The organism is Candidatus Caldatribacterium saccharofermentans (genome assembly GCF_050267035.1).
Lineage (GTDB): Bacteria > Atribacterota > Atribacteria > Atribacterales > Caldatribacteriaceae > Caldatribacterium > Caldatribacterium saccharofermentans.
In genome coordinates, this window is the sequence record NZ_CP187957.1 from 1,029,216 (window position 1) to 1,054,018 (window position 24,803).

General features: G+C 56.2%; 28 protein-coding genes. 15 read left to right on the top strand and 13 right to left on the bottom strand.

The genetic code is table 11. From position 1 onward, the window contains the following. Positions 1 to 14 precede the first annotated feature (14 nt). From ACPT9Q_RS05245 to ACPT9Q_RS05285, 9 genes are all read right to left on the bottom strand, one after another. On the bottom strand, positions 15 to 1,643 hold the full coding sequence (locus ACPT9Q_RS05245; protein WP_427366602.1) for a carboxylesterase/lipase family protein: 1,629 nt from the start codon (positions 1,641 to 1,643) through the stop codon (positions 15 to 17). Between the two features lie 33 nt (positions 1,644 to 1,676). Further along, positions 1,677 to 2,048: a Nif3-like dinuclear metal center hexameric protein gene (locus tag ACPT9Q_RS05250; RefSeq protein ID WP_427366603.1), complete on the bottom strand. Its 372-nt coding sequence runs from the start codon at positions 2,046 to 2,048 to the stop codon at positions 1,677 to 1,679. A 386-nt stretch (positions 2,049 to 2,434) separates the two neighbouring features. Further along, positions 2,435 to 3,424 carry a substrate-binding domain-containing protein gene (locus ACPT9Q_RS05255; protein ID WP_017874100.1) on the bottom strand — a complete coding sequence of 330 codons (990 nt, stop codon included), beginning with the start codon at positions 3,422 to 3,424 and terminating at the stop codon, positions 2,435 to 2,437. A gap of 48 nt (positions 3,425 to 3,472) precedes the next feature. Beyond that, a complete protein-coding gene (gene mutM / locus ACPT9Q_RS05260) occupies positions 3,473 to 4,288 on the bottom strand; it encodes a bifunctional DNA-formamidopyrimidine glycosylase/DNA-(apurinic or apyrimidinic site) lyase (protein WP_427366604.1) in 816 nt (271 codons plus the stop codon). Positions 4,289 to 4,310: 22 nt separating this feature from the next. Beyond that, positions 4,311 to 5,123: a PKD domain-containing protein gene (locus tag ACPT9Q_RS05265; RefSeq protein ID WP_427366605.1), complete on the bottom strand. Its 813-nt coding sequence runs from the start codon at positions 5,121 to 5,123 to the stop codon at positions 4,311 to 4,313. A gap of 12 nt (positions 5,124 to 5,135) precedes the next feature. After that, complete coding sequence (locus ACPT9Q_RS05270) at positions 5,136 to 6,812, bottom strand: hypothetical protein (protein WP_427366606.1); 1,677 nt, start codon at positions 6,810 to 6,812, stop codon at positions 5,136 to 5,138. Positions 6,813 to 6,822: 10 nt separating this feature from the next. Continuing rightward, the gene (locus ACPT9Q_RS05275; RefSeq protein ID WP_017873346.1) at positions 6,823 to 7,992 is read right to left on the bottom strand and encodes a hypothetical protein; all 1,170 of its coding nucleotides are present in this window, start codon (positions 7,990 to 7,992) and stop codon (positions 6,823 to 6,825) included. After that, positions 7,989 to 8,873: a hypothetical protein gene (locus ACPT9Q_RS05280; RefSeq protein ID WP_017873345.1), complete on the bottom strand. Its 885-nt coding sequence runs from the start codon at positions 8,871 to 8,873 to the stop codon at positions 7,989 to 7,991. The genes ACPT9Q_RS05275 and ACPT9Q_RS05280 overlap by 4 nt, the downstream gene beginning before the upstream one ends. Beyond that, positions 8,870 to 9,277, bottom strand: a complete 408-nt coding sequence (locus ACPT9Q_RS05285) for a response regulator (protein ID WP_427366607.1) — start codon at positions 9,275 to 9,277, stop codon at positions 8,870 to 8,872. The genes ACPT9Q_RS05280 and ACPT9Q_RS05285 overlap by 4 nt, the downstream gene beginning before the upstream one ends. Before the next feature lie 208 nt (positions 9,278 to 9,485). Between ACPT9Q_RS05285 and ACPT9Q_RS05290 the strand changes: the two genes are divergently transcribed. From ACPT9Q_RS05290 to ACPT9Q_RS05350, 13 genes are all read left to right on the top strand, one after another. After that, positions 9,486 to 11,066, top strand: a complete 1,581-nt coding sequence (locus ACPT9Q_RS05290; protein ID WP_427366609.1) for a GAF domain-containing protein — start codon at positions 9,486 to 9,488, stop codon at positions 11,064 to 11,066. Beyond that, positions 11,038 to 11,742 (top strand): response regulator, encoded by a 705-nt coding sequence (locus ACPT9Q_RS05295; protein WP_427366610.1) that lies wholly within the window; start codon positions 11,038 to 11,040, stop codon positions 11,740 to 11,742. Before ACPT9Q_RS05290 ends, ACPT9Q_RS05295 begins: the two co-directional genes overlap by 29 nt. Positions 11,743 to 11,856: 114 nt before the next feature. After that, positions 11,857 to 12,399, top strand: coding sequence for a hypothetical protein (locus ACPT9Q_RS05300; RefSeq protein WP_427366611.1), 543 nt, complete (start codon positions 11,857 to 11,859; stop codon positions 12,397 to 12,399). Then, positions 12,374 to 13,165, top strand: a complete 792-nt coding sequence (locus tag ACPT9Q_RS05305) for a hypothetical protein (protein WP_427366612.1) — start codon at positions 12,374 to 12,376, stop codon at positions 13,163 to 13,165. Before ACPT9Q_RS05300 ends, ACPT9Q_RS05305 begins: the two co-directional genes overlap by 26 nt. A 194-nt stretch (positions 13,166 to 13,359) precedes the next feature. Then, entirely contained in the window at positions 13,360 to 14,049 is a 690-nt protein-coding gene (locus ACPT9Q_RS05310) for a hypothetical protein (protein WP_427366613.1), read from the top strand. Next, entirely contained in the window at positions 14,031 to 15,740 is a 1,710-nt protein-coding gene (locus ACPT9Q_RS05315; RefSeq protein WP_427366614.1) for a hypothetical protein, read from the top strand. Before ACPT9Q_RS05310 ends, ACPT9Q_RS05315 begins: the two co-directional genes overlap by 19 nt. A gap of 152 nt (positions 15,741 to 15,892) precedes the next feature. Further along, the gene (rpmH, locus tag ACPT9Q_RS05320; RefSeq protein WP_427366615.1) at positions 15,893 to 16,027 is read left to right on the top strand and encodes a 50S ribosomal protein L34; all 135 of its coding nucleotides are present in this window, start codon (positions 15,893 to 15,895) and stop codon (positions 16,025 to 16,027) included. Then, positions 16,024 to 16,353, top strand: coding sequence for a ribonuclease P protein component (gene rnpA, locus ACPT9Q_RS05325; protein WP_017873337.1), 330 nt, complete (start codon positions 16,024 to 16,026; stop codon positions 16,351 to 16,353). Before rpmH ends, rnpA begins: the two co-directional genes overlap by 4 nt. Beyond that, positions 16,350 to 16,577 (top strand): membrane protein insertion efficiency factor YidD, encoded by a 228-nt coding sequence (gene yidD, locus ACPT9Q_RS05330; protein WP_017873336.1) that lies wholly within the window; start codon positions 16,350 to 16,352, stop codon positions 16,575 to 16,577. Before rnpA ends, yidD begins: the two co-directional genes overlap by 4 nt. An 18-nt stretch (positions 16,578 to 16,595) precedes the next feature. Beyond that, positions 16,596 to 17,330 (top strand): membrane protein insertase YidC, encoded by a 735-nt coding sequence (locus ACPT9Q_RS05335; protein ID WP_017873944.1) that lies wholly within the window; start codon positions 16,596 to 16,598, stop codon positions 17,328 to 17,330. Next, positions 17,314 to 18,099, top strand: coding sequence for an RNA-binding cell elongation regulator Jag/EloR (gene jag / locus ACPT9Q_RS05340; protein WP_427366616.1), 786 nt, complete (start codon positions 17,314 to 17,316; stop codon positions 18,097 to 18,099). The genes ACPT9Q_RS05335 and jag overlap by 17 nt, the downstream gene beginning before the upstream one ends. Next, a complete protein-coding gene (locus ACPT9Q_RS05345) occupies positions 18,089 to 18,871 on the top strand; it encodes a hypothetical protein (protein WP_427366617.1) in 783 nt (260 codons plus the stop codon). Before jag ends, ACPT9Q_RS05345 begins: the two co-directional genes overlap by 11 nt. Continuing rightward, on the top strand, positions 18,813 to 19,466 hold the full coding sequence (locus tag ACPT9Q_RS05350) for a GTP-binding protein (protein WP_427366618.1): 654 nt from the start codon (positions 18,813 to 18,815) through the stop codon (positions 19,464 to 19,466). The genes ACPT9Q_RS05345 and ACPT9Q_RS05350 overlap by 59 nt, the downstream gene beginning before the upstream one ends. 18 nt (positions 19,467 to 19,484) lie before the next feature. On the opposite strand, the gene ACPT9Q_RS05355 is transcribed toward ACPT9Q_RS05350, so the two are convergent. Together ACPT9Q_RS05355 and rsmG are read right to left on the bottom strand one after the other, a co-directional pair. Continuing rightward, on the bottom strand, positions 19,485 to 20,297 hold the full coding sequence (locus ACPT9Q_RS05355; RefSeq protein ID WP_427366619.1) for a hypothetical protein: 813 nt from the start codon (positions 20,295 to 20,297) through the stop codon (positions 19,485 to 19,487). Positions 20,298 to 20,353: 56 nt separating this feature from the next. Further along, on the bottom strand, positions 20,354 to 21,076 hold the full coding sequence (gene rsmG / locus ACPT9Q_RS05360; RefSeq protein WP_427366620.1) for a 16S rRNA (guanine(527)-N(7))-methyltransferase RsmG: 723 nt from the start codon (positions 21,074 to 21,076) through the stop codon (positions 20,354 to 20,356). A gap of 229 nt (positions 21,077 to 21,305) precedes the next feature. On the opposite strand from rsmG, the gene ACPT9Q_RS05365 reads away from it, so the two are divergent. Continuing rightward, the gene (locus ACPT9Q_RS05365; protein WP_427366621.1) at positions 21,306 to 22,073 is read left to right on the top strand and encodes a tRNA (adenine-N1)-methyltransferase; all 768 of its coding nucleotides are present in this window, start codon (positions 21,306 to 21,308) and stop codon (positions 22,071 to 22,073) included. On the opposite strand, the gene ACPT9Q_RS05370 is transcribed toward ACPT9Q_RS05365, so the two are convergent. Further along, a complete protein-coding gene (locus ACPT9Q_RS05370) occupies positions 22,070 to 23,086 on the bottom strand; it encodes a Gfo/Idh/MocA family protein (protein WP_427366622.1) in 1,017 nt (338 codons plus the stop codon). The two genes, ACPT9Q_RS05365 and ACPT9Q_RS05370, sit on opposite strands and share 4 nt — an antisense overlap. 98 nt (positions 23,087 to 23,184) lie before the next feature. Between ACPT9Q_RS05370 and ACPT9Q_RS05375 the strand changes: the two genes are divergently transcribed. Then, entirely contained in the window at positions 23,185 to 24,090 is a 906-nt protein-coding gene (locus ACPT9Q_RS05375; protein ID WP_427366623.1) for a homocysteine S-methyltransferase family protein, read from the top strand. Here the strand turns inward: ACPT9Q_RS05375 and ACPT9Q_RS05380 are convergent. Beyond that, positions 23,984 to 24,802, bottom strand: a complete 819-nt coding sequence (locus ACPT9Q_RS05380; RefSeq protein ID WP_427366624.1) for a radical SAM protein — start codon at positions 24,800 to 24,802, stop codon at positions 23,984 to 23,986. The genes ACPT9Q_RS05375 and ACPT9Q_RS05380 overlap by 107 nt on opposite strands. Between the last annotated feature and the right edge of the window lies 1 nt (position 24,803).

Below are 24,803 nucleotides of genomic sequence, written 5' to 3' on the forward strand. Positions count from 1 at the left end.
CCTCGCCTTTCTACTCAGAAATCGAAATCCGGGAGTTCCGTGAGCCCGAGTTCTACCGCAAGGTCCATAAGGTCTTTGTCGTGGTGGTATCGTACCTCCCAGAGAGTGTCGATGACCATCGTGGCGCCCTCGTTGAGGGTGAAGGGCGGCCACTTTGGGATCCACTCATGAGTGGGGTCCCCGGTGTACGCAAAGTGAATCCACGCCAGACTCACCATGTGTGCTAAGATTTTTGCCGCTATCCCTCCACCGGTTGCGGTGGGAACGAGGTCGGTGTTGTCGAAGACATAGGGGAGTTCTGCACAGTGCCAGGCCATACCCACACCGTCCATAACCGGAGCTTCGTAAGCAAAGACGTAGGTGTACACGGGGGCACCTTTTTGTGCGGCCTTTTTCCGTGCCGCCTCTAAGGTTGCAGGACGAAATGCGGTGTCCACGAAATAGGCATCGGCAGGTTTCTTATTTGGGTAGGCCTTCATGAACGCATGAAGGGCGTCCTGAGCCCTGGGGCCGTATTTTTCGGCGAGTTTCGCCAGAACCTTTTCCATGCTCCAGGTGTCTTTGTTGTCGCAGAGAAGGTCAACAGCCTCGCTGGTGATGATGGTGGTGAATTCGTTGAGGACCGTCCCCATGATCATGGGGATGTCCCGGGCTTGAGGGGCGAATTCCTCGGCGACCGGGTGCACGGGGATGTACGTTCCATCGAGAACCGGCCCCCACATATAGCGTATGTTCAATTCCTGTGAAGCTTGCCTTTTGGCGCTGTTAGCTGCCTCAAGGAGTACATGGTACGGCACTTCCTGGAGCTTATCGACCTCTTTTGGGGAGAGGTTGAGGTTTTTGAGGGTCAAGGCTGCTACCCGCTCGGCAGCCTCTTTCTCGTTGAGGGTCATCCCAAAACCAAAGGCGATGCCACTTTGAATAACGGCCTTGTGGAACAACCCCCGTGCTGCGGGGGTTGCCGCCAGGGCGAGGATTTTTGCCCCACCACCGGAGTTCCCAAAGAGCGTGACGTTCTCGGGATTGCCCCCGAACTGCTCGATGTTCTCCCGTATCCACTCCAGGGCGGCCACGATGTCAGCAATGCCCACGTTTGCCGAATACCTGTATGCCTCACCGCAAAGAGAAAGGTCAAGAAAGCCCAGGACGTTCAGGCGGTGGTTGAGGGAGACGACCACAACATCCCCTTTTTCGCTGAGGTTTCGGCCATCGGTGAGGGGGGAAAGGGACGATCCAGCACTGAAAGCGCCACCGTGGAGGTAGACCATGACGGGGCGCTTTTTCCCATCCGCAAGCCCCGGTGTCCAGATGTTCAGGAACTGGCAGTGCTCGTTCTGCTCAAGGTATACGTGGGGATTGAAGAACTCGTCTCGTGCGACTCTATCCCGCACCGGGCTCTGGTAGCATATCTCACCATACCTTGTGGCGTCACGGATGCCGCTCCAGGGATTGACTTTCTTGGGCATCATGAAGCGCCTGGCCTGGGCATATGGTATCCCACGGAAGGTGTAGATACCCCGGTCGATGAACCCTAAAAGTTTCCCTTCCGAGACTTCCACCACCGCTTTCGAAAGCGAAGCGATGACCGAATTCCCCCGTGCGCGCCCGGGGACAGAAGCCCCCTGAGGACTCCAGTGTGGCATCAATGTGCATTCTGCCCTCCTTTCAGGATACCCTTATATTTCTTCCCTCCCAAGACCGAGACTGCCTCCACCGACGAGAATACCGACTCTTGAGACTTTCATGTCGGGATTCCCCACGATGCGCACAACCCCTACGGAGAGTTTCTCCTTGAAGAATCTCGCCAGGTCGGCCAGGGTGGTCTCCGGAATTTCATAAATCCAGGGGTTGTCCTTGCTCACCAGGTACCTTTCCCAGTCGATTTCTTTCCAGAGTCCTGTATAGATACCATCGGGTTGTACCATGGGCATGGAATCGTGATACCTCCAGATGGCTATCCCGTGGGATTCTATGAGCTTTTTCTTCTCGAGGTACACCGGAGTGTTCTTGAGCCAGTCCGTGGCATTCCCCCTTGGTACGGATGACATCGACGGTAGCCATGAAGGTGACGACGATTCCCGTTGCCTCAGCGTCGTAGCTTCCTGTGATGAGCCTGTCGCTCACTGCAAGTTCCCTATCGCCGACAGAGTACCGGATAATAGCATTGACAACATCCTGTACGGTCATTCGGTGCCTGGCTTCGGCCCCTACAATTCCTGGGAACACCATGCCGAGGACAAGACAACCCAGAAGTACCAGAGGTACCGCTTTTTTTTCACGGTCTCGCCCCCCTTGAGCGTACTTTGGTCCAAACATAGCATAAGGGAGGTCTTTATGTCAAGCGTTTGACACAAAACGGGGATCTCTGTAGGTCCAACCAGGAAAAAAGAGGCAGAACATCTCCGGTGGTTATACTAACCGTTTGACACAAAAGTTACGTCGTCTCTCGCTCCACCAGTGTCACCGGGAGGACGTTTTCAACCGTCACCGCTTCTTTATTGATCTGTTTGTGGATGAGCTCCACCGCCAGCCTCCCCATGTCCTCAATGGGTTGCCGGATGGTCGTGAGTTGAGGCGTGAGGAAGGAAGCAATGCTCACGTCGTCGTATCCGACGACCTTGATGTCTTCAGGTATTCTCTTTTTCCGCTGGTGGCAGATTTTAATGACACTGGCGGCGATGACGTCGCTTCCGGCGAAGATGCCCTCCACGTCGGGATGTTCCTCAAAAAGCCTGAGAACCAGTGTATCGTACTGGCGCATGTCAAAGACGTTAAGGTCCGTTTCCACGGTCACGTATTCCACCTTTCTGGCCTGTGCGGTGGCAACAAACGCCCTGTTCCTCTGGTTTGCCAGCATATTCAGGCGGAGGTTACCGCAGATGTGGGCGATTTTCCTGCACCCCCTGTCGATGAGGAGGTTGGTGGCTAAAGTTCCCCCCAGGTAGTTGTCGGAGGACACGAAGGGGATGTCCGGTGCAATCTGCCGGTCAAAGGTGACCAGGGGGAGTTTGAGGCTCAGGTATTCGTCCACTTCTAAGGTGTGGCTAGCCATGATGATGCCATCGACCTGGTTTGCGCGAAGCATCTCAACGTATTCTTTTTCCTTTTTCTGGTCAAGCTGTGAATTGCAGAGCATGACCTTGTAGCCGTACTCGTACGCGTAGTACTCGATGAAGAAGGCCAGTTCGCTGAAGAAGGGATGGGCGACCGTGGGAAGGATGATGCCCAGGATGTTAGTTCGCCTCCGCAGGAGAGACCGGGCAATTTCGTTCGGCTGGTAATTGAGCTCCTTCATCGCCCGGTATACCTTTTCCCGGGTGGCTTCACTGATGTATCCTCTGTTGTTCAGCACCCGGGAAACGGTGGTGACGGTTACCCCTGCTCTCTTCGCCACGTCCTTAATCGTCACCGCTGCCATTTCCATCCATCCTCTCGCTCTGTTTCTCTGGAGGTATAGTTTACAGGAAAAACGTCATTCCTGCACCAGGGGGTTTCCCTCGCCTTCCAGAGGCTGGCAGCGGGGGCAGAAGTACGTACTCCGGGAGGCAATGACCTTCCGCACGATTGGGGTCCCGCAGCTGGGACAGTGGCTCTTTCCATAGACTGCAAGGAGATGCTGGAAATTCCCCTCTTCCCCCAGGGTACGCCGGAAGTCCCGGATGGTGGTTCCCCGCTCTTCGATCGCCTCCTCAAGAACCTCCCGGACGGCGACGAAGAGTCTGGCTTTTTCTGCTTCAGAAAGCGATGAAAGGGGGCGTTCAGGATGCAGCCGGGCCCGGAAGAGAATTTCGCTTGCGTAGATGTTGCCGATGCCGCAGATGCCTCTTTGGTCTAAGAGAAAGTCCTTAAGACGCCTCCCTCCCTCAAGGAGGGCCCGGACGTTCTCCAGGGTATACGCTGGGGACAGGGGGTCAAGGCCGAGTTTTTCGGAGAGTTCCTTTTCCTCCCGGAGAAAGGCAATCTTCCCAAGCCGCCGGGTGTCACAGAAGAGGAGGTGCTCTCCGGAGGACAAAAGGATATCCATTCGCTCGTGCTTTTGCGGAGTGTTCTCTTTTGCGAGAAGCAGCTTCCCGGTCATCCCAAGGTGTAGCGCCAGGCATCCTCCTTCGGCAAGGCCAAAAAGGAGGTACTTCCCCAGGCGCCTGACCCCAATGATGGTCTTTCCTTCCGCTGCTTCTTTCGGGAAGCCGAAGCGAGGATCCCGAATCTCCACCCGAACGATGCGCTTTCCCCGAAGGAACGGCTCAAGCTCTCTCCGTAAGACCTCAACCTCAGGGAGTTCCGGCATACTCCTATTCTACCAGAACTCCCTATGCTGCGGTGACCGTAACGGTGGTAAGACCAAAGGAACAATTCCCCGCCCTGTCACACACCTTTACCATAACGGTGTAGGTTCCCGCCTCCGTAAAGGTGTAGGTGAAGGTGGGGGTGCCCCCTGCGCATCCCTGGGGTCGGCCGTTCACGAACCACTGATAGGAGACGATCGTGGACTCGTCCTTTGCCCGGGCAAGGAAGGTGAGTGTGGTTCCAGGAGAGACGCTTGGGTTATTCGGCTCAATCGTAACCTCGGTGGGGGGCCAGAAGTCCTCCCCAAGCTGGAGCACCGGGAAATTCGCCACGATGGTCTTCGTCATGGTGTGACCGGCATCATCCCGTAGGAAGGCTTTGAGGGTAAGAAAGAGGTTCTTCATTCCATAGTTCTTCCAGAGGTAATCGATGGTGTCCTGGAAAAAGAGCGGGAGGTTCGAGAGGACATAGGGGCTGGCCTCCCCAGGTTGAGGAATGGTGGGCTCAGGAGAGACGTTGGGGGGAACGTAGTAGGAGAGCACCAGGTCCTTGGCGAGCTCGGCGACCTCGCCCTTTTCCGTGGTGTAGGTGTAGGTCAGGCGCTCAATGGTGAACCCCACTCCATTGAGGGGGTACACGACAAGGTCGAAGGTCAGTCCCTGGAGGAGCTCAAACTTTTCCGGTCCTCCGATGTCTGGGGGTGTGTTGAAGACGTAGTACATCCGTACCTCGGCCTCGGGGTTGATGACGTTCAAAAGCCCCTTACCGAACCAGTTACACCCCGAAAGAACCAGCACCACCAGGAGGCAGCAAAACAGTATCAGGTACCCTCGCATGCTTTCCCCTCCTCAGAAAGTTATCCGCAACCCTACAAAAACTCCCTCAAAACGCAGGTCGTCAAGGGGTGTCTTCTCTCCGGTCAGAAGACCGCTGTAGCCGGCAATCAGCGAAGTGTTTTTGCTCACCCGCCACCTGCCCTCAAGGTCAAGCCGGAGGTTCGTGACGGAGGCCATCTGGTAGGTGAGTCTTCCCTCGAAGGAAAAATCCCCTCGTCTGTGCGCTCCACCCAGGGTCACGAAACCCACCGCGTCCTCTCCCACCCATCCTGTCCCGAGGCGGAAAAAGTACGTGGTGTCGTTCCAGTCCTGCTTCCGGCTCTCGAAAAACACCGACCACCCCTGCTTTTCCGGGGTTCCTTCCCAGCGAATGCCAAGGCATTCTCCCGCGACACGGTACGCAAGCTCAAGGCTTCCCCAGAGTGGCTTTCCTGAAAGGCCAGCCAGAAGGTTCCCACGAATTTCCACCGTCTCCTCCCACCTGGTTTCAAACCCCACACTCAGGAAAGGTCCGGGAGATCGGTACTCCAAAAAGACCTGGGTATCCCAAAGGTCTCTTTCTGGCGAGGTGACCTGGAATTTCAGGGGTGGTCCTTCAAGACGGGCAAGGGAGGAAACGTCCCCGGGGTTTTGCCTTTTCGCCTCCACAAGGAGCATGAGCTTCTCGCTTCTTGTTTCCCTCTCCGGACGCCCTTTCGCAGACCGGCTCTCAAAGAGCTTCCAGGCTTTACTTTGGGTTTCCTCGTATGCCTCAAGGACCAGAGGGGTGACCACGCCTTCCTCAAGGATTGCCGAGGTTTTGAAAGTCCTTCGCACCACGATGAGAGAGTCTTCTCTCGCGGTGTCCGTCACCTCGACTTCCAGGTTCGTCGCGATGCGCCCATCCTCGCGATACAAAGGTTGCGCCCGGAGACCCGTGCCGAGTTCCACGACCTCTAAAGCCCCCAGGCCCCCCTCCTCCACCCTGTAGTACACTCTCTCCCCTACCCGGCTTTCTCCCCACTCTCCTTCAAGGACGAGGAGTTCCTGCTCCAGGCGCCGGATTGCCTCTTCTCCTTTCCCCCTGAGGGTCAGCTGCCCCTGGAGCCTTTCTCTATGCTTGGAGCTGGGGAAGGTGAAAAGCTTCTGAGTGTCGGGAAAGGAAAATCCCGAATCCTCGAGGAGTTTTTCCTCACCCTCAAAAACGACAACCCTGAGAAGGATGTGTTCCCGGGGACGGTCAAGAGCGGCAACGGCGTTTTGTATCGCCTCCCGCACTCTCTTTGGACCGACGACGAGAAAGCGAAACGGTGAGGTGGGGAGGAGATTTCCTGCGAATTCCGGATGGAGCGCAAGGATTTCCCGGGAGGTCCTGAAGCGGGTGGTACAGGTTTCGATGTCGCTTATTTTGAGGTACTCGGGCGTTCCCTCCTCTGGTGTGCCAATGTAGTACACCCCGTTCTTCTCGTGCCACACGATTCCGGTTCCCTGGAGGATGAGGTCCAGCGCGTCCTCAAAGGCTATGGATTCCCGCCGCACGTTCACCTTTCCAGGGATGTCCTCAAAGAAGACCACTTCCACCCCTGCCTGGAAGGCCACGGTGAGGATGGCCTCTTTTCGAGGAATGTCGGGGCAAAACAGCGTGACGGTCTTTGCCTCGCTTTTTGAGGCAATGCAGAGCACGCTGAGGACAGAAAGCGCAAAAAGCAAAAGGCATTTCTCATAGGATGCTCGGGGTGATGAGGATGACCACATCTTTGTCCTCGCTCGTTGTCTTTTTATGGCGGAAAAGGGCCCCGATAATGGGGATGTCTCCAAGAAGAGGGACCTTTCCTTCGGTGGTGACCTCGATGAGCTGGCGCAACCCCCCAAGAACCAGGGTCTCTCCCGTTTTCACCCGGACCGTTGTCGACACAATGCGACGGCTCACCACCGGAAGGTCCTGGAGCCCTGCGCCCACGACGTTGCTCACCTCAGGGCTCAGCGTGAGAACGATTTCCTCTCCATCCACCACATAGGGCCGGACCTTCAGGATGACCCCAGCGCTTATGGTTTCAAGGCTCGTTGTGGGGAAAGCAGGGGTTCCGGTGACGATGGCATAGTACTCCTCCCGGGTGACCCGGATTTCTCCTTCTTCCCCGTCAAGGACCACCAGGCGGGGATTGGAACGGATGCGGGCCTTTCCTTCCTTTTCAAGAAGATGGATGGTGGCGACCACCCGCTCGAGGCGCTGGAAGAGCCCCCCGATGCTCGCAAGTTCCCCAAACTGGAGTCCGTAGGGTCCCGTGGTTGCACCGCCCCACTCAATCCCCAGGTTCTTGGCCGCTTCTCCCGAAACCTCTGTCACCACGGCATCGATGACAACCTGCTGTCTTGGGACATCTGCAAGCGCAAGAATCCGCCGAATTTCGTCGATGATGGGTTGAGGAGCGGTCACGGTGATGAAACGCTTTCCGGGAACGGCTTTGGCGTACTGGGCGTAGAAGTCCGGAAGCAATGCCAGGGCTTCCTCGGCATTGAGGTCTCTGAGGTTGATGCGTTCACTTCTGGCAATATTCCGGAATGCAGGGCTCTCAGGGGACCCGGAACTTACGAGGTAGTACCCATCCATTTTGACAGCCACAAAACCAAAGGGCATGAGCATCATTTCTAGGGCTCTGCTTAGGGGGACCTCGGAAAGCTCCAGAGTCACGTATCCTGAGACGGTCTCGTCGGCGAGGATGGGGATCCCTGCCTGGCTCGCCACATCCTGCAGGGCTTCCCGAATATCGGTGTCCACGAAGACATTGGTGATAAGCGGTTCCTCCGCTTCTTCGCCGTGGACAAAGGTGACGCACGCAAGGAGCAGACAGCACAGCGTGAAAGACATCCGCAGAAAAGGCGACTTCATCGAACCCCTCCTTTCGGCCTGAAGGAACAGGCCATAACGATTTCTCCCCTGTACCGGCCAGGGAGATCCTCCACCCTGGTCTCCACAAAGAGCAGGAGGTTCGTAAGAGTCACCGTTTCCCCCGCCTGGGCAGTATGGACGGCCACCGGATTCTGGAGAGAGACTAGGGATTTCCCGAGTTTGACGAACACCCGCTCGGGAGGAATGTGTCCTCCCCGTTCTCCCACAAGACCCCGGGTGGAAAGAAGAAGCGTCCATGGAGTGACGTTGGCCCGGACAGACAGTGACAGGGCCGGGGTGAGAGGATAGAGTCCAGGGGGGCCGGAGACCTCGAAGGTGATGCCCCTTTGGGCTTCCTGCACTTCAACCTGGAAGGCCGGTGGAACGGCAAGGACAAGGGTAAGGGATTGTGGCAAAGGTACGGGTTGTCCTCCTTCTCTCTGGTAGAAAAAGACAAGATTCGCCGTGTAATCCCCGGCCTCCATTGCCCAGGAGGGTGCAAAGGTAAGCGTGAAGCCACCCACGGTGACCCCATGGGGCGCTGGATGGGTTCCCTGGAGGATGAGGATAGGCGTCCGAGAGAGGAGAAGGGTGTTCTTCTCTCCTGGTGCCCTGAGGAGGAGCACCCCCTGGGGGATGGTTTCCTGACTCTTGAGGGCGACGAAAAGCGCCCAGGATGTGTCGCCGGTTTGGAGGGCAAGGGAGAACTCTGCGGTCTTTTCTTCTCCCGGTTTCACTTCAAAGAATACGAGTTTCTGGGGGGAAGGAACAAAGGCAGAGATTTCCTGAGCCCCCATCCGGGTTCCCCGGGTATCCCCGAAGAAAACGCCCAGGATCACCAGGATGGCCAGGGCTTTTGCCATCCTCCATCCCGCAATCAAAGTCTGTCCCTCCTTCCGTTTTCATAGGCGGCGTAGAGCGTGGAGAGGAGTTCCTCGATGGGGCCTCCCTTGACGAGGTAGGCGAAGGCTCCACTTTTTTTCGCCTCTTCCTGGAAGTCCTGGTTGTCGTAGAGAGAGAGGATGACAACCCGGATGTGTTTCCATCGCCTGCGAATTTCCTGAACAAGGTGTGCGCCGTTTGCGTCAGGGAGGACGAAATCCATGATGACCACATCCGGGGAGGTCCTCTCGATAGAACGCAGGACGTTTCGCGCCTTTGTGGCCACACCCACGACTTTGATGTCTTCCCGTTTCTCTAAAAGGAACACAAGCCCCTCGAGGAAGAGGCGGTTGTTGTCAAGGAGAAAAACCCGGATGACGATGCATACCCCCCTTCCTTCCATAGCTAACCAGAGGGGCCGCGCTCCGGCATCCTCTTGTGGTCCCCTTTTGTCTGACCAAAGGTCCTAACCTTTTATCTTTTTCATAGGTCGAAAGTCCCTTTCGGGGAGGAAATTTGCAGTATAGTATACTAAGGAGTGGGGTGTTTTTAGACTCTAAAAAGTGAACAAAAACACAACTTCACTCTAAAGGGGGAAGGAGGGGGGAAGAGTGGCATGCCTCTTGGAGGAAGAGGCCTGGTGTGCCGATTTCCCATGGAGTCGAACGGCGCTTTTTTTACTTCGGGAAATCCTTCGGAAATTCTGTGCTTCTTCGGGTACCCTTGCCGTCTTTGACTCTTTTCAGAGGAAACTTCGGGTTGTTGCTGCCTTCGGTCTTTACCCCCAGCGCCTGCGACGTTCTCCGTATCTTCCTTCCTGGGGAGTGGCGGCGCACGTACTCCAAAAGGGGCAGGGGGTCATCATCGATGCCTTGCACGACCCTCCCCTGTCTCTGCCGTACAGGAGATGCAGGGATACCTCCTCGGTGTGCGTTCCTCTCTGGGGAGGGAACGGTGAGACGGCTCTGGGTGTCCTCTCCCTCAACAGGCGCGAAGGATGTTTTTCTTCGGACATCCTGCCCTTCCTTGAGGACCTCGTGCAAAGACATTCGGAGTTCTTAAGGGAGCTGAGGGAGACCCTTGAGGAAGAACATCTTGTGTGGATGGTGCAGAAGGCTTCACGAGTGCTCAGTGGTTGTGACTGGACCACAGGGTTTCAGGGATTGGCCCACACTGTTCTGCAGGCCTTTCAGGTGATGGTGCGAGCACAGTACGCGGCGCTCTTTGCTCTCCTCCCCACGGGGGAGTACACCGTCGTGATGCCCCGGGAACTTGCGAGAGTCCTTTCTCCCGAGACCCGGGAGAAGCTCGGTCAAATCTTCCTCCCCCTTTTCCGGAAAAGGCATCCCGTGATTTGCAGTGCCCGGAGCGTCCTGAGGCTTCTCCCCCTCTCAGGGCAAACCCCCTCGAAACTCCTGGTTTCCCCGCTGTACTGGCGGGGGTGTTTCATGGGGGCCTTTGTGGCCCTCGTGGATGCCCCTTTTTCGAGACTCCTCGAGACGTTCCTTGCCTGCTTGAGCAATGTTGCTGCGGGGATGCTCCAGAGCTTTGCGTTTTATGAAAAAGCTCGAGCATGCATTGTAGAACAGGAGAGGCTCCGTATTGCCCGGAACCTGCACGATGGGATCGCCCAGAGTCTTGCGGGGGCTGAGATGTACTGCAGAGCCCTCAGGGAGATGCTCCAGGGTGAGGAAGCTTCCGTGCTGCTTCACTTAGAGCGTTTCCTGTCCTCTTCTTCTCAGGGGATACGGGAGGTGTTGCGGGAACTGCGGGGAAGGGGCCAGGATGACGGAAGCTTTGCCCTCCGGGAAGCACTCCTTGAGAGGCTTGACTACCTCTTTGGCCTCCAGGGGGTACGCTACGATCTTCGGATGAGAATTCCCGAGGGGTACCTGCCCTTCCCGGTACGGAAGGAGGTTTTCGCCATCCTCGAGGAGTGCCTCATGAACGTCTGGAAACACGCCGGGGCAACGGTGCTTCGGGTGACCATCGGCCGCTTCAAGAATGCCGTGTACCTTGTGGTGTGGGATAACGGGAAGGGGTTCTGTCCGGAGCAGGCCTTTTTCAAGGAACATGTGTTTGGTCTTCGGGGGATTCGGGAACGGGTGGCCGCCCTCGGAGGTATGGTGCGCATTCGTTCCCGGTCCTTTCGGGGAACAAGAATTGGGGTGGTTTTCCCTGTCTGCTGGTGACCGTCTCCTTGAATTTGCGAGCTTTCCGGTTCTGGCTATTGTGGATGATCACCTGCTTTTTGCTGAGGGCCTGAAGGGGCTTCTGGAGGCCCGGGGGAACGTCAAACGATGCCTGGTGTACCGGAATGGTTACGAGGCCCTGCAGAAGATTCCTCTTGAACGGCCGGATCTTGCCCTTGTCGATGTTCACCTTCCGGATATGGATGGGGTGGAACTTGTGCGCAGGCTCCAGGGAAAGGTACCACAGCTTAAGGCGGTTATGCTCGCCGTGGATGACACCTTAGAGACGGCGCTTCGGGCCATTACGGCCGGTGCCATGGGGTATCTCGTGAAAAGCGCTCCTTTCCCAAGGATTCTCCAGGGTATCTGGGCTGCTCTTCAGGGTGACATCGTCATCGCTTCAGAGGTCGCACCCCTGGTCATCGGTGAACTCAAAAAAATTTACGTCCGCCAGGGGAGGAGGCCTTCTCTTCTGTTTCAGGTTCTGACCCCCAGGGAGCGGGAAATCCTTCGCGCCATCGTGGAGGGGAAGAACAACGCCGCGATTGCTGAGGAACTCTGCATCGCCGAAAAAACTGTAAAGAACCACCTCACCAACATCCTCACCAAGCTCAACATCGAAAATCGGGTGAAGCTCATCGTCTTCGCCCTCAAAGAGGGATTCCTCGAGGAATAGGGTCCTGGAGGCTTTTGGGACTTTTTGTCCCGTGAATAGGCCTTCTGCCCGATGCGAAGGTACTGCTTATTTTTCTACTCTTTCTCCAGAACTCCTGGAAAGGGCGGTGATCGTGTGCGGCGTTTTGGGATTCTCCTCGTTCCTGTTCTTCTCCTTTTTCCTTTCCCGGTCTTTGGAGAGACAACCTGGGAAGTTCTTCAGGGACCGACCATCCGGGTTGAAGCCACCATTCATCCCTATGTGAACGTTACGGTGAACCTTGCCGATGAGAAAGGACAGGCCCTTCCCGGCCGTGAACCGGTGGTCGTCTTTGACTGTGACCGTGGTCCGGGTACATATCGGGCAAAGAACCCCCTTGTGCTTTCGGTAGTGACGAATACTCCCCTGCAGGTTTTTGCCGAGGCCAGACCCCTCCAGGGGAAAGAAAAAGCCACGGTAATTCCCCCTGAGCGCCTTGCCATTGCCATCACCGAACAGGGGAAGGAAGCCGGGAACTTCGTACGGTTCCTCAACGGGAAGAAGCTCCTCCTTTTTGAGACCTCAGCGGGAGGAATAGCATACACCGCAAGGTGTGACCTGCAGCTTGAGATCACCCATGAAGACAGGGCCGGGGAATATGCCGGGACCATCGTTGTGGAAGTGTTTTATCGTCCTTGAGGTTACGTTTTTTCTGCTTTTGCCAGGGTATGCTCTGGGAAGCATCGCCCTCGGGGTTTCGCCGCCTTTCCTTGAGGTACAGATGGGCAGTGGGGTCAACCGCCGTGTTGCCATAGAAGTCACCAACGCTGCTGGGGTAGCGGTTACCGTTCGGTGTTTTCTTGCCGACCTCACCCTCTCTCCCCAGGGGGAGGTTCTCCTGCTTCCCGAGGGAAGTAGCCCCCTTTCTCTTTCTCCCTGTGTCGTCCTGCAGGATGCGCGGGTGTTCACGCTGGAACCGGGGGAAAGGAGAAAAGTCTTTCTCCGGCTGAAGATTCCCCCGGACGTTCGTGAGGGGCGGTACGGGGCGGTAGTCTTCGAAACGGTCCCGGAGGGAAGTGGGGAGGTCGCTGTGAGCATCCGCACGGGGGCACTCCTTTTTCTCCTTCCCCGCATCCGAAAGACCGAGAGGATTTCTGTGACGGTGAAGAGAGACGACGAGGGAAGCCTACGGCTCTCCCTTGAGAACGCCGGGAATGTCCACGTACGCGTGCGGGGTGAGGTGCTCGTGAGAACCAGGGAGGGGAAACTCCTCCACCGCGCCGTGTTTCCCCAAAACGAGAAAAACCTCCTCATCCTTCCTGGAGGAGTGCGAGAGATTACGGTGGAGTGGGAGAAGTGGCCTTTTCCTCCGGGGGAGTACGAGGTTGAAGTTCGGGTCTTTGGTGAGGACCGCCGGCGACTTCGTCCCCTTGGCGCTTTAAGGGTTTTCCTGGCCCTACCGTAGTATTTCCTGGGACTTTCGTCTTACGAGTGTTTTTCTTTTTTGAGACTATCCGGTGCTTTTTCGGGACCTTCGGTCGATTTCTCCCCCTTCTTTTCCCCCGATAATACCCTCAGAAGGAGGTGAGAGGCAGGGAGGGAGCAAACGAGAAGGCCTGGAAGCAGTGACCAGAATTCTACTGAAAGGAGGAAAAGCGCGTGAAATGGTTTGTGATTCTGGGTGTTGTGGTGTGTTTACTTTTTGTGGGCGCAGTGGCCTGGGCAGAGGAGGAGATCCCGAATGAACTCACCCCCGAGGAACAGGCAGAGCTTGCCCGAATCCTCGGCATGGGTCCGGATGACTCCACCAATACTGTCAACGTCGACATCCCCGGGGCTCAGTGCATTTACCCGAAAGGGGCCTGGGCGGTCATCACAAAGCCCTATTTCTTCTCCTGCAACCTGGATCCCTGCGCAGAGGTGCAGGTTAAAGCTTCCGTCGCCCAGTGGGTCACCCTGAGCCTTTCTGCCACGGAGATCAAATGGTATGTGCTGAAGCCCGGTTGCTACGACACCAAATGGCTCTTTGGGTGCCTCACAAGTAACGGCGATGTGGATCTTGTGTTTTCCGGGTTTGAGGATCTGAAGAAGACGGACGAAGATAAGACCATTCCCACCTATTACAAGTACTGGCACTGGCAGTGGGGTGGCCCATGGCCTCAGTGGGTTCGGGCGTCTAACTTCAACGGAACCAGGTCCATCACAGAACCGATTTTCGGCTATGTCTTCAGGATTTACAACAAGATCGAGGTTTCTCACCTCACTCCTGCCTGTGAGTATGAGGACCCCAATGGTGCGACAATCTGCGTTACGCTGAAAGAGCAAAAAACATGGGTGAAGTCAAGCTGAGTTTCTCCCTCTCTGGTGCCCCCAAGGGCACCAGAGAGGTCCTGCTTTTCGGGTTTTGCCTTTTGCTTTTTGGCTTTCTCCTTTTGCCTTCCTGTTCCTGGGGTGTGGGGCTCACCATGAGTCCCCTCTCGTTTGACCTTGAGCTTCTTCCCGGAAGCAAAGAAGAGCTCGTCTGCACGCTTTTCAACGAAAGCGCTCAGGAAATCCACCTTCGGGCCTTCGTGGCCGGGACTGTGGAGGAACGGGACGGTACGTACCGTCCCGCAGGCCCTGAGGATACCCTGGATCCTCAGCATTCCTGTGTTGCCTGGGTTCGCCTGGAAGAGGCAACCCTGGTGTTACCTCCCTTTGGAGGGAAGGAAATCCGGGCCACCCTTACCGTTCCCCCCAGCGCTAAGCCTGGTCTGTACACCGCCATGATCGTCTTTCAGGCTACAGCCGAAGAGGAGAAAACCGCCCTCCAGGGGCAGGCAGCGGTACTGAAGACCAAAGTCGACGTCCTTTTGGGCAACGTCCTCTTTGTTCGGGTGCGGCGGCGAGGCGTTACTCAACGCTGGAGCGGGAAATTCGGGGTTATCGAGGCCTTTGAGGTGAAAGGGACCGAAGAGGGACTGCGGTTTTCCGCCACCCTCGCAAACCGCGGCAGGGATATCATCGAGGGGAAGGGGAAGCTCATCGTGACCAATGCTCTGGGAAAAAGGGTGATTGAGTCTCCCCTGGGGAGTGGACGGGGCCGGGTCCTCCCCGGGTTTTCTCTCGATTTCGTCACCCTTTATACGGGGAACCTCCCACCTGGGGACTATGCGGCTTTGGCGGTCATCGACTACGGAGGGGTCCACAGAGCAGAAGCAAAAACGATTTTCCACATTGAGGGGAAAGAGGTGGCAGAAAGAAAAAGAGAAGTCCAGGACGTGGGCATTGCTGCGGTGAATCCGGTGTTTCTCAGTGTCAGCAAGGAAATCCTCGAGGGGAAGATTTCTCCGGGAGCGAACCGCTCCTTTACGGTAGCACTCTACAACGACTCCTCTCATACTGTCGTCGCCCGGGGTGTTGCCGTGGACCCGGTGGAAACCGAAAGCGGCCGCTTCAGTTCCTTCGTCGAGGTTGCCCCGGAGGAGGTGGAGATTGCCCCTTATAAAACGAAGGCTGTGCGGATTACCGTGAAGAGTCCTGACAGTGTCTCCGAAGGCGACAAATACGTCCGGGTTGATTTTCTCCCCGAAAGTGTCGACGGAAAACCTGTTCCTGAGGAACTCCAGAGAGCCTTTGGGGCATCCACTCTCCTTGTACTTGAAAATGTGAAGGGGACGAGAATTCTTGAAGCAGACCTTGCGGGGATTGAGTTCGTCCTTGAAGGACCTCCCCAGAAGGCCGTATTCCGCCCTCGTGCCGTGGTACGCTTCCGGAATACGGGGAACACCCACCTCCAGCCCTCCTGTACCATCACCCTCGTACGGGTTCAGGAGGAGACGCCTGAGGAAGGAGCTATCGCGGTGAAACCGGGCTCAAGCCTCACTCTGGTCTTGAGAAGGAGTCCGGATCTCGTTCTTCCCGGTGAGGAAGGGATGCTCGTCCTTGAGTCGCAGAATACCCTGGAGCCCGGGAAGTACACCCTTACGCTTGTCATAGCTCACCAGGGGAAAGAAATCCTCCGCAGAGAAGAAACCCTCAAGCTCCATCCAGGAGGGTAAAAGATTCAGGTTCCTCCCCCGATCTTCTTTCCCCCAAAAGCCCCAGAGCAATCTGGGGCTTTTCGCTACTTGAACTCCTTCTCCATTGACCGGGGCTTCGCCTTGCAATATAATGATACCACAGTACATGCAGGAAAGGGGAAGCAGAATCCATGAAGAGGACGTATCAGCCACATCGCCTGCGTGCCAAGAGAAAACACGGATTCCGCGCTCGTATGAAGACCAAAGGAGGGCGGGAAGTCCTCCGCCGAAGACGGAGAAAGGGCCGGAAGCGCCTCACTGTATGATGGAAACGCTCACGAGAAAAAAGGACTTTGCCCGGATCTTTGAGGAAGGAAAAAGGATTGGTAGTGGTCCTTTGCGTCTTTTTTTCTACCGGCGGGAAACAGGACCTGTTCGGGTGTGTTTTGTGGGGCGGAGCAAGAAGGCGGTGCGCCGGAACCGTATCCGGAGAAGATTGAGAGAGGCCTTTCGTGTCTATTACTACCCCGTCTGGAAGGACCGGCCCTTTGATTTTGTCTTTGTAGGAGATGAAGGCATTGCTTTGGTGGAGTTTCCCCTTCTTGTCCGGTGGATGGGAGAACTCCTGGGAAGGGTGGAACAAGACGGGTGAGACCTGAACGAGCCCTCGTGCAGGGCCTTGACCGGATGCTTGAGTGGTACCAGAAATACCTCTCCCCTCTTCTTCCTGCCAGTTGTCGATTCGAGCCCACCTGTTCTGAGTACGCGCGGGAGGCGTTGCGAAAGCATGGGCTCTGGAAAGGCCTTCTTTTGAGTCTCTGGAGAGTGCTCCGCTGCCATCCGTATTCTCGCGGTGGGTACGATCCAGTGAAATGACGGGAAAGGTGATGGAACGTGTTCGCACAGATCTGGGATGGTCTGGCCAAACTCATGGAGTTCGTTCTCCGATTCTTCTACCAGCTCACAGGGAACTACGGAATTTCCATTATCCTCCTCACGGTGGTGATTCGGCTGGCACTGTACCCTGTTATCCACAAGCAGAACCTTTCAGCCAGGGCCATGCAGGAGCTACAGCCGGAAATCAAGAAGCTCCAGGAAAAGTACGGGAAAGACCCGCAGAGGCTCAACCAGGAAATCATGAAGCTCTACCGGGAAAAGGGAGTGAGCCCCCTGGGAGGGTGTTTGCCTCTTCTCGTTCAGCTTCCCTTCCTCTTTGTCCTTTACCGGGTGCTTGTGACGTACGATTACGGCCAGGCGGGGTTTCTATGGCTCCCCAGTCTCTCCCAACCTGACCCTTACTACATCCTCCCCCTGGCTATGGGGGCAACAACGTTCTGGCAACAGAAAATCAGCACTCCTCCTTCAGGTGGTGAGGTAGCGCAGCAGAATCTCCTCCTCATGGTGGTCATGCCGGTGTTTCTCGTGTTCATCAGTTGGGGGTTGCCTTCAGGGGTACTGCTGTACTGGTTTGTCTCCAACCTCTTTTACATCTTCCAGCAGTACATGCTGGAAATACAGCTGCGGAGAACAAGGTCCTCTTCGGTCCTACCTGTTTCGTCCTCACCGGGAGGACAGGTGGTGAATTCGCAGGGTGGAAAGGGGGGAAAGCGCCGTGAAAAGAAGCGTTGAGGTTTCAGGAAAGAGCCTCGAGGAAGTCCTTGAGCGGGCCGCGCGGTATTTTGACGTTCCCCCGGAACAGCTGGGATACGAGGTGCTCTCGGAGACCAAAGGGTTTCTGAGCGTTTTCGTCCCCCGGATGGTGAAGGTCCGGGTGTGGGTGAAGGATGAGGAAGAGGTTGCTCCGGAGGCTGAATCGCCCGAAGATCAGAAAACCCCAGCCCGGGATTTTTCGGGGATTCAGGAGTCCCTTGACCGTTTCCTGAGAGAGCTTGTGGAAAGAATGGGCCTTGAGGTCACGGTGAGCGTGACCCAGAAAAACGGAGTCCTGCGTTGTGCCCTTGATGGGAAGGATGCGGGAGTGCTCATCGGGCGAAAGGGGGAAACCCTCGAGGCCCTCGAAGTCCTCGTGCGGACTTTCCTTGCTCGCCGGGGTCATGGGGAACTCCCCCTTGAAGTGGATGTCTCCGAGTACCGGAAACGTCGAGAAGAGACCCTCCGAAAACTTGCCGAGCGGATGGCTCGCAAGGTCGTGCGGGAGAAGAAGAAAGTTCGCCTGGCTCCGATGAACGCTCGGGAGCGACGCATCATTCACACCGCCCTCAAAGACCACCCGCAGGTTGTTACCTATAGCGTTGGTGAAGAGCCCCACCGGAGAGTGGTCATTGACCTCAAGACCCAGAAAAAGAGTGGGGGGAAGCAGAAACCAGCGAAGAAGCACGCTCGTTCCCGGGGGAACGAGGGGGGCTCGTCTCTTCCTGAAGAAGGTCATGAGGGATGATACCATTGTGGCCATTGCCACCCCCCTTGGGGTGGGAGCCATCGGCATTGTCCGCTTGAGTGGCCGGGACGCAGTACGCATTGCGTCCCGGCTTTTTCGTGCCCGCTCCGGGAAGCGAGTTGAAGAGTTCCGGAGTTTCCGGATGTACCTTGGTGAGGTTTACGATCCAGAAACTGGGAAATCCCTTGATGAAGCCCTCTGTGTGGTGATGCGGGCACCGAAGAGCTACACCCGGGAGGACGTTGTGGAGTTCCACCTCCACGGGGGACCACTGGTGGTACGAAAGGTGCTCGACCTGTGCCTTGAGGAAGGGGCTCGCCTGGCTCGCCCTGGAGAATTCACTGAGCGGGCTTTCCTGAACGGGCGCATCGACCTTCTCCAGGCAGAGGCGGTGGCCACCCTGGTTCGAGCCCGTTCTGAAAAAGTTCTCGAGTTATCGCTGCGGCATCTTTCCGGAGCCTTTGGCGAAAAGGTCCGCAGGTGGAAAGAGTGTCTGGTCCTTGTGGGAGCGTACCTTGTGGCGTCCTGCGACTTCCCCGATGTCCCCATTGATGACGTGGTGGGGTTTGTTCGCCAGAACCTCCGGTGGCTTTCTGAGGAAATCCGCAGAGAACTCGTCCAGAGCAGCCGCTTAAGGCCCCTGGAAGAGGGGACGCTCGTGGTCATCGTGGGGGAAGCCGAACGTTGGGAAATCGAGCCTTCTGAATCTCCTTGTGGGGAGGGACCGGGCCATTGTCACACCTTTCCCTGGAACGACACGGGATGCTATTGAGGAACTGGTGTTCCTTGAAGGGTTTCCCTTCCGTTTTGTGGACACTGCAGGGATCCGGGAAAGTGATGACCCTGTAGAGAGGATTGGGGTGGAGCGGGCACGGGCGTGCCTAAAGCAGGCAGATGTCGTCATTGCCGTTTTCGACCGGAGCCAGCCCCTGGAAGCTGAGGATTGGGAGCTTGCCCGCTCTATCCGGGGTCGACCCCATCTTGTGGTCCTCAACAAAAGTGACCTCCCCCCAAAGCTCTCCCGGGAAGAGCTTGAAAGGCTCTATCCGGGGGAAACCATTCTTGAAGTTTCGGCACTGACCGGAGAAGGAAAAGAAGCACTGCTTCAGGCACTTGTGGAGTATGTGCAGCATTCCGTGGGGCCCGAGGAAGACCTTGCTCTCCTTACCGCTCGTCAGAAAGAAGAGCTGACGGGAATTCTTGGGTCTCTTGAGGAGGCACTGAAGGCTCTCGAGGGTGAAGTATCCCTCGATGTGGTGGGGGTTCTTGTGGACGAGGCGCTCTTGGGGATGAAACGTCTCATCGGAGAAGCAGTGGACGAAGAGGTGCTCCGGACGCTTTTTTCTCAGTTCTGCATTGGGAAGTGAATGTTCCACGTGGAACATTCACTTCCCAAAGTTCTTCCTTTCTGCTACCTGATTGAAGTTGATGATTTCTACAATGTCTCCCCTGACCACCATGGCGTACAGTCCCTTTCTGGTCAGAAGGCGCACGGTTTCCTCGCGAATATTGAGCGCGGCGTAGATACCCACCATGGTGTATGCCGCAAGTTCAGGGAGAAAGACAGGAATTTCCTCGAGCTTCTTCAGGAAAAGGTCGATGTAATCGGTCCTGTCAGGATCGGCTTTCACCTCAACGACGAAGGCCCTTCGTTCCTCGGGGCAGAGGGCAAGGATGTCGAGCTCCAGGCTTTTCCCATCTTTGCGCACAAGCTTTTTCACATCCACAATAGAGGGACGGCGTCCGAAGTACTTCTCTAAGGCCATATCGATGGAGGGAGCAAAAATGTCCTCTACGAGGGTACCGAGCTTGTTCGCCAGGTTCCCCCACTGCCGGTTGAGGTTTTCGATGTTCCTCTTCGACCATTCCTTGAAATCCAGCATCTCGTCTTTAAAGGCCTTCATCTCGTCTTTAAAGACCCTCATTTCATCTTTGAACGCCAGCATCTCATCTTTGAAAACCCTCATTTCGTCTTTGAACGCCCTCATCTCATCCTTGAAGGCCAACATCTCATCCTTGAATGCTTTCATCTCATCCTTGAAGGCCAGCATCTCGTCCTTGAACATCCTCATTTCTTCTTTGAACGCTTTCATCTCCTCTTTAAGGCTCTGGATTTCGATTTCTGTCTTCTGCTGAACGTACACAAGGCGCATGAGGGCTTCCTCGAGTCTGTCGACTCGCTCTTTCAGTACGGCCACAGGTATCACCTCAGCAGGTATTGTACCGGATTTTACTCCAGGGGTCCACTCTCCTCTCACAGAGGGCGTTTCTTGGGTATTCCTGGCCGACGAGGGTAAGGCAGGGGTGTGGGGGCTTTCTTTTCGATAAGGACGAGGGTAGTCTTGCGGGGCCGGAAGGGGATGGCCACCTCCCGTAGTGTTCTGATGCTACAGCGGAGTACCTCCAGGGCTCTTTGGGCTTCTTCGACCTCTTTTTTGGCCTCTCTGCCCTTGTAGTAGAAGGCCAAGCCCCCGCAGCGGAGGAAAGGAACGGTGAGCTCCAGGATTTCCCGAAGACCACCCAGGGCCCGGGCAGTGACAAGGTCGAACCGTTCGCGGAGGGATGGGTGATGCGCCAGGGTTTCGGCTCGCTCACAGAGAACGTCCACGTCTTCAAGGCCAAGCGCACGGAGAGTGGTTTCAAGAAAGTGGCACTTCTTCGCCGTGGCCTCAACCAGGGTGAGTTTGAGCGAAGGACAGGCGATTTTCAGGGGAATCCCCGGAATGCCACCTCCTGTCCCTACATCAAGGAGACTCTTCCCCACAAAAACCAGGTCCTCTAAAGTAAAAGCTGTGAGGCTATCGAGAACCCCCTCAACGAGGATATCCTCCTCGGTTCTGAAACCGGTGAGGTTGAGGAAGTGATTGGCTTCGTTGAGGAGATGGACGAAAAGAAGCATCCGTTCTTCCTGTTCTTCAGAAAGCGAAACACCGAGGAGTGCTCTCCCCTCACGGAGGACATTTTTCAACTTGTCCACAGGTTATCCACAACTCCATCCGCTCATTTTTCTAAAACATCGCTCAAACATTTTTGCTGTATACGCTTGGGAAACGCACATTTCCATTGCTTTTCCTTGTGGATAAAGTGGTGATCGGGCATTTTTCAGAAAAGAGTATACTCCAAAGAGCGGAGAAATCCACAAGTTATCCACAGAAAGAACACACGGTGCATGGTTTATAATAGATGTCACAAAAAGGAGGCAAAATATGCCCATTCGCGAAGGCGATCGTGTCTATATCCTCCTTGAGGATGGTCGGGATTACCTCGTGCGGGTGGAGCAAGGGAAGTCCCTGGGAACCCACCTTGGAAATATCGACCTTGGAGAGCTCCCTGGGCGAGAGTTTGGGGAGTACATCCTCACAACAGGTGGAAAAAGGGCCTTTCTCCTCCAGCCCGGAGTGGTGGAGAACATTTTCCACATGCGCCGGAAGACCCAGATTGTGTACCCCAAAGACCTCGGGTATATTCTCCTCATGCTCGACGTAAAAGAAAAGGATCGGGTGATTGATGTGGGGCTTGGCAGTGGCGCCATGTGTGGGGCGCTGGCCCGGCTTGTGGGAGAGGAGGGGAAGGTCTATGCTTATGAGCGGCGGGAAGAGTTCATCGTGGTGGCTAAGCGAAACCTCGAGGAGTGGGGGCTTCTGGACCGTGTGGTGATTCGCCTCCAGGATATCGAGGAGGGCTTTGAAGAGCACGAGGTGGATGCCCTTTTCCTTGATGTTCCTGAACCCTGGAAGTACCTCAGACAATGCTGGGAAGCTCTGCGAGGCGGGGGGAGAATTGCCATTGTTTCTCCCACGGCCTCGCAGGTGATGGAGGTGCTACGGGGGTTGCGCTCGCTTCCCTTTGTCGGCATCAGCGTGTGGGAGAGCCTCTTCCGGGAGTACAAGACGAACCCCCTGACCTTTCGACCCCTTGACCGGATGGTGGCTCACACCACCTACATGATTTTCGCCCGAAAGGTGTTCCCTTAAGGCTCAAGTTCTCCAAGGTAGTACCGAAGGGCAACCTCTTCTCTCCTCTGTGCCGATTCCACCGCGGCACAGGTCAGGGCAAAGGTTTTGATGTTGTCGCTCAAGGAGGTGGAAGGTTCCTCACCCTCGAGAACGGCTTTCACGAACTCCCGGAGCACAAAAACCCGCCCGTCGGTCTCGTAGCGGGGGAAGATAATTTCCTCACGTTTGCCGTCCTTTCCGGTCACAAAGAGCCGGTCATCCTCGAGAGAGAGGGTTCCATGTTCTCCAAAAAGGCGAATGGTGCCGTTCCAGCTCGTTCTGTGGCCCCGGCTCACCCAGCTTCCGAAGTACTGCACGAGTACCTCCTGGGCAAAGTGCAGTTCTCCTGAAGCCACCGCGCCGCTTTTAAAGGGACTCCAGGAAGGGTTAGAGCTCGTCATGCGAACGGCAAGGGCCTCTTTCCCCAGAACGAAGCGGAGGATGTCAAAGTGGTGAATACTCATATCCTCAAGAAGGGGATAATCCATGGAAGTCCTCCATCCTCCAAGCCGCCATTCTTCGTGGAATTCATACGTCCCGTATTCGATGTTCCCACACGCACCCTCGGCAACGGCTTTCTTGAGTGCCTGAATCTCGGGGCGGAAACGGTAGTTCTGGCTCACTGCGTATACCAGCTTCTTCGACCGTTTCCAGGCGTTGTAAATTCCCAGGGCGTTTTTCCAGGTATCGGCCAGGGGCTTTTCCGAAAGGACATGCAGTCCTGCTTCTAAGGCTTCCTCGGCAATCTCCCGATGTGCTCTGTTAGGTGCTACGATGAGCACTGCCTGGGCCTGGATGTTTTTCAGGGCTTCCGAAAGGGTGGGGAAACAGGGAATCCCCCGGTCTCCGAAGCGTTTTGCAAAGCGTTCTCGGGCCTCCTCTGAGGGGTCAACGACAGCTCGAAGCTCCACACCTTCGCTTCGGAGGAGCAGATCCGCCCATCCTTCCCCGAAAAGCCCAAATCCGGCCTGAATGAACCCAAGACGTTCCATAAGCTTTCCTCCTTTCTCCTTCCTCAGGATAATACCACAGGAAACAATGTTCCACGTGGAACATTTCTGATATAATCCCCCAGAAAGGAGGAGAGGCAATGCTCTGCGACCTTCTTAAGGAGCGGGTTCTCGTGTTTGACGGTGCCATGGGCACAAGACTCCAGCAACTTGGGCTTCCTCCGGGGCACCCCCCTGAGGAATGGAATCTGTCACACCCTGAGGAGGTTCTTCTGGTGCACAGAAGCTACGTGGACAGTGGGTCTGACGTCATTCAGACCAACACCTTCGGGGGGAATCGTTTCCGCCTTGGGCGTCATGGCCTTGCAGAACGCCTTGGGGAAATTCTCGAGAGCGCGGTAGCCATTGCCTGGCAGGCGTGTCACTCTGGAACCCTTCTTGCTGCCTCCATTGGTCCTCTGGGAGAATTCCTCGAGCCCTTCGGTGACCTCAAGGAAGAAGACGCCCTCGAGGCCTTCCGGGAGGTGGTGCGGGTTTTTGCTGGGATTGGGGTACGCCTTTTCCATCTGGAGACTTTCAGCTCTCTTCGCGAGGCGCTGCTCGCCCTTGAAGCAGTGGAAGAGGTGGGTGGCGAGGCCATCGTGAGCTTTACCTTCGAGCCCCGGGGAGAAGGCATGGTAACTCTTATGGGGGAAACTCCTGCCAGAGTGGCACAGGCTTTCCGGGAAAAACCTCACGTCATCCTGGGGGCAAACTGCGGCACCGGTATTCGGGAAGTGCTGAGGATTTTTGAGGCATACGCCAGAGAGCATCCCGGTCCTTTTTCTGCCAAGCCCAACGCCGGTGTTCCCCGGGTGGACCAGGGAACTGTTGTGTACAACGAAACCCCCGAGGATTTTTTCACCCTTGCCCCCCGGTTCTTCGAGCTCAACGTGCGGCTCATCGGGGGGTGCTGTGGCACTCACGAGGGGCACATTGCTGCTCTCCGGAGAGCCCGTGACCTGTGGCTTGCGGAGAAATCCTCGCCACATGGAAAGAGGGAATGACTTCTCCCCCGAGAAAGTGAGCGATGGCTTCAAGACGTTCCCGTGACGGGGCCTGAACCCAGGTACATGTCGGTCGCCGGTCGAGGGTATTGAGGTGAATCCGGTTTGGGCGAAGGTGGGCAAGGTGTGTCCTGAGGGCCAAAAGCTCTTCGGGGGCGTCATTGAGGCCCTCAACGATGAACACCTCAAGCCAGATGTCTTTCGCAAAACGTTGCCGCAGAAGCGCCAGGCTTTCCAGGTGCTCGGCAAAGCTCAGGGAGGGATGGGGGCGGTTGATGCGCTGGAAAACCGCTTCGGTTCCGGCATCAAGGGATGGGATGATGAGGTCGAATACCTGGATTTCCTCAAGGAGTTCCCGAAAGCGGGCAAAAAGCGCCCCGTTAGTAATGAGAACCAGGCGTTCTTTTGGGAAAATCCGCCGTGCCGCTTCAGCGATACGGCCAAACTGAGCGTGGAGTGTTGGTTCTCCCCACCCGGCGAAGGTCACGCAGAACGGAGGATACCCTCGAAGCCGTAAAGCTGCTTCCTGAAGCGCATCAATCACTGCCGTGGTGGGGAGGTACTCTCTTCGTTCTATAGAGAGATTGAGCGTAGCTCCGCACTCGCAGTACACGCAATCGAGGTTGCAGGTTTTGTAGGGGACAAGGTTCACCCCAAGAGAACTCCCAAGCCTCCGGGAGAGAATCGGCCCAAAAACGCACTGTTTCCGCAAG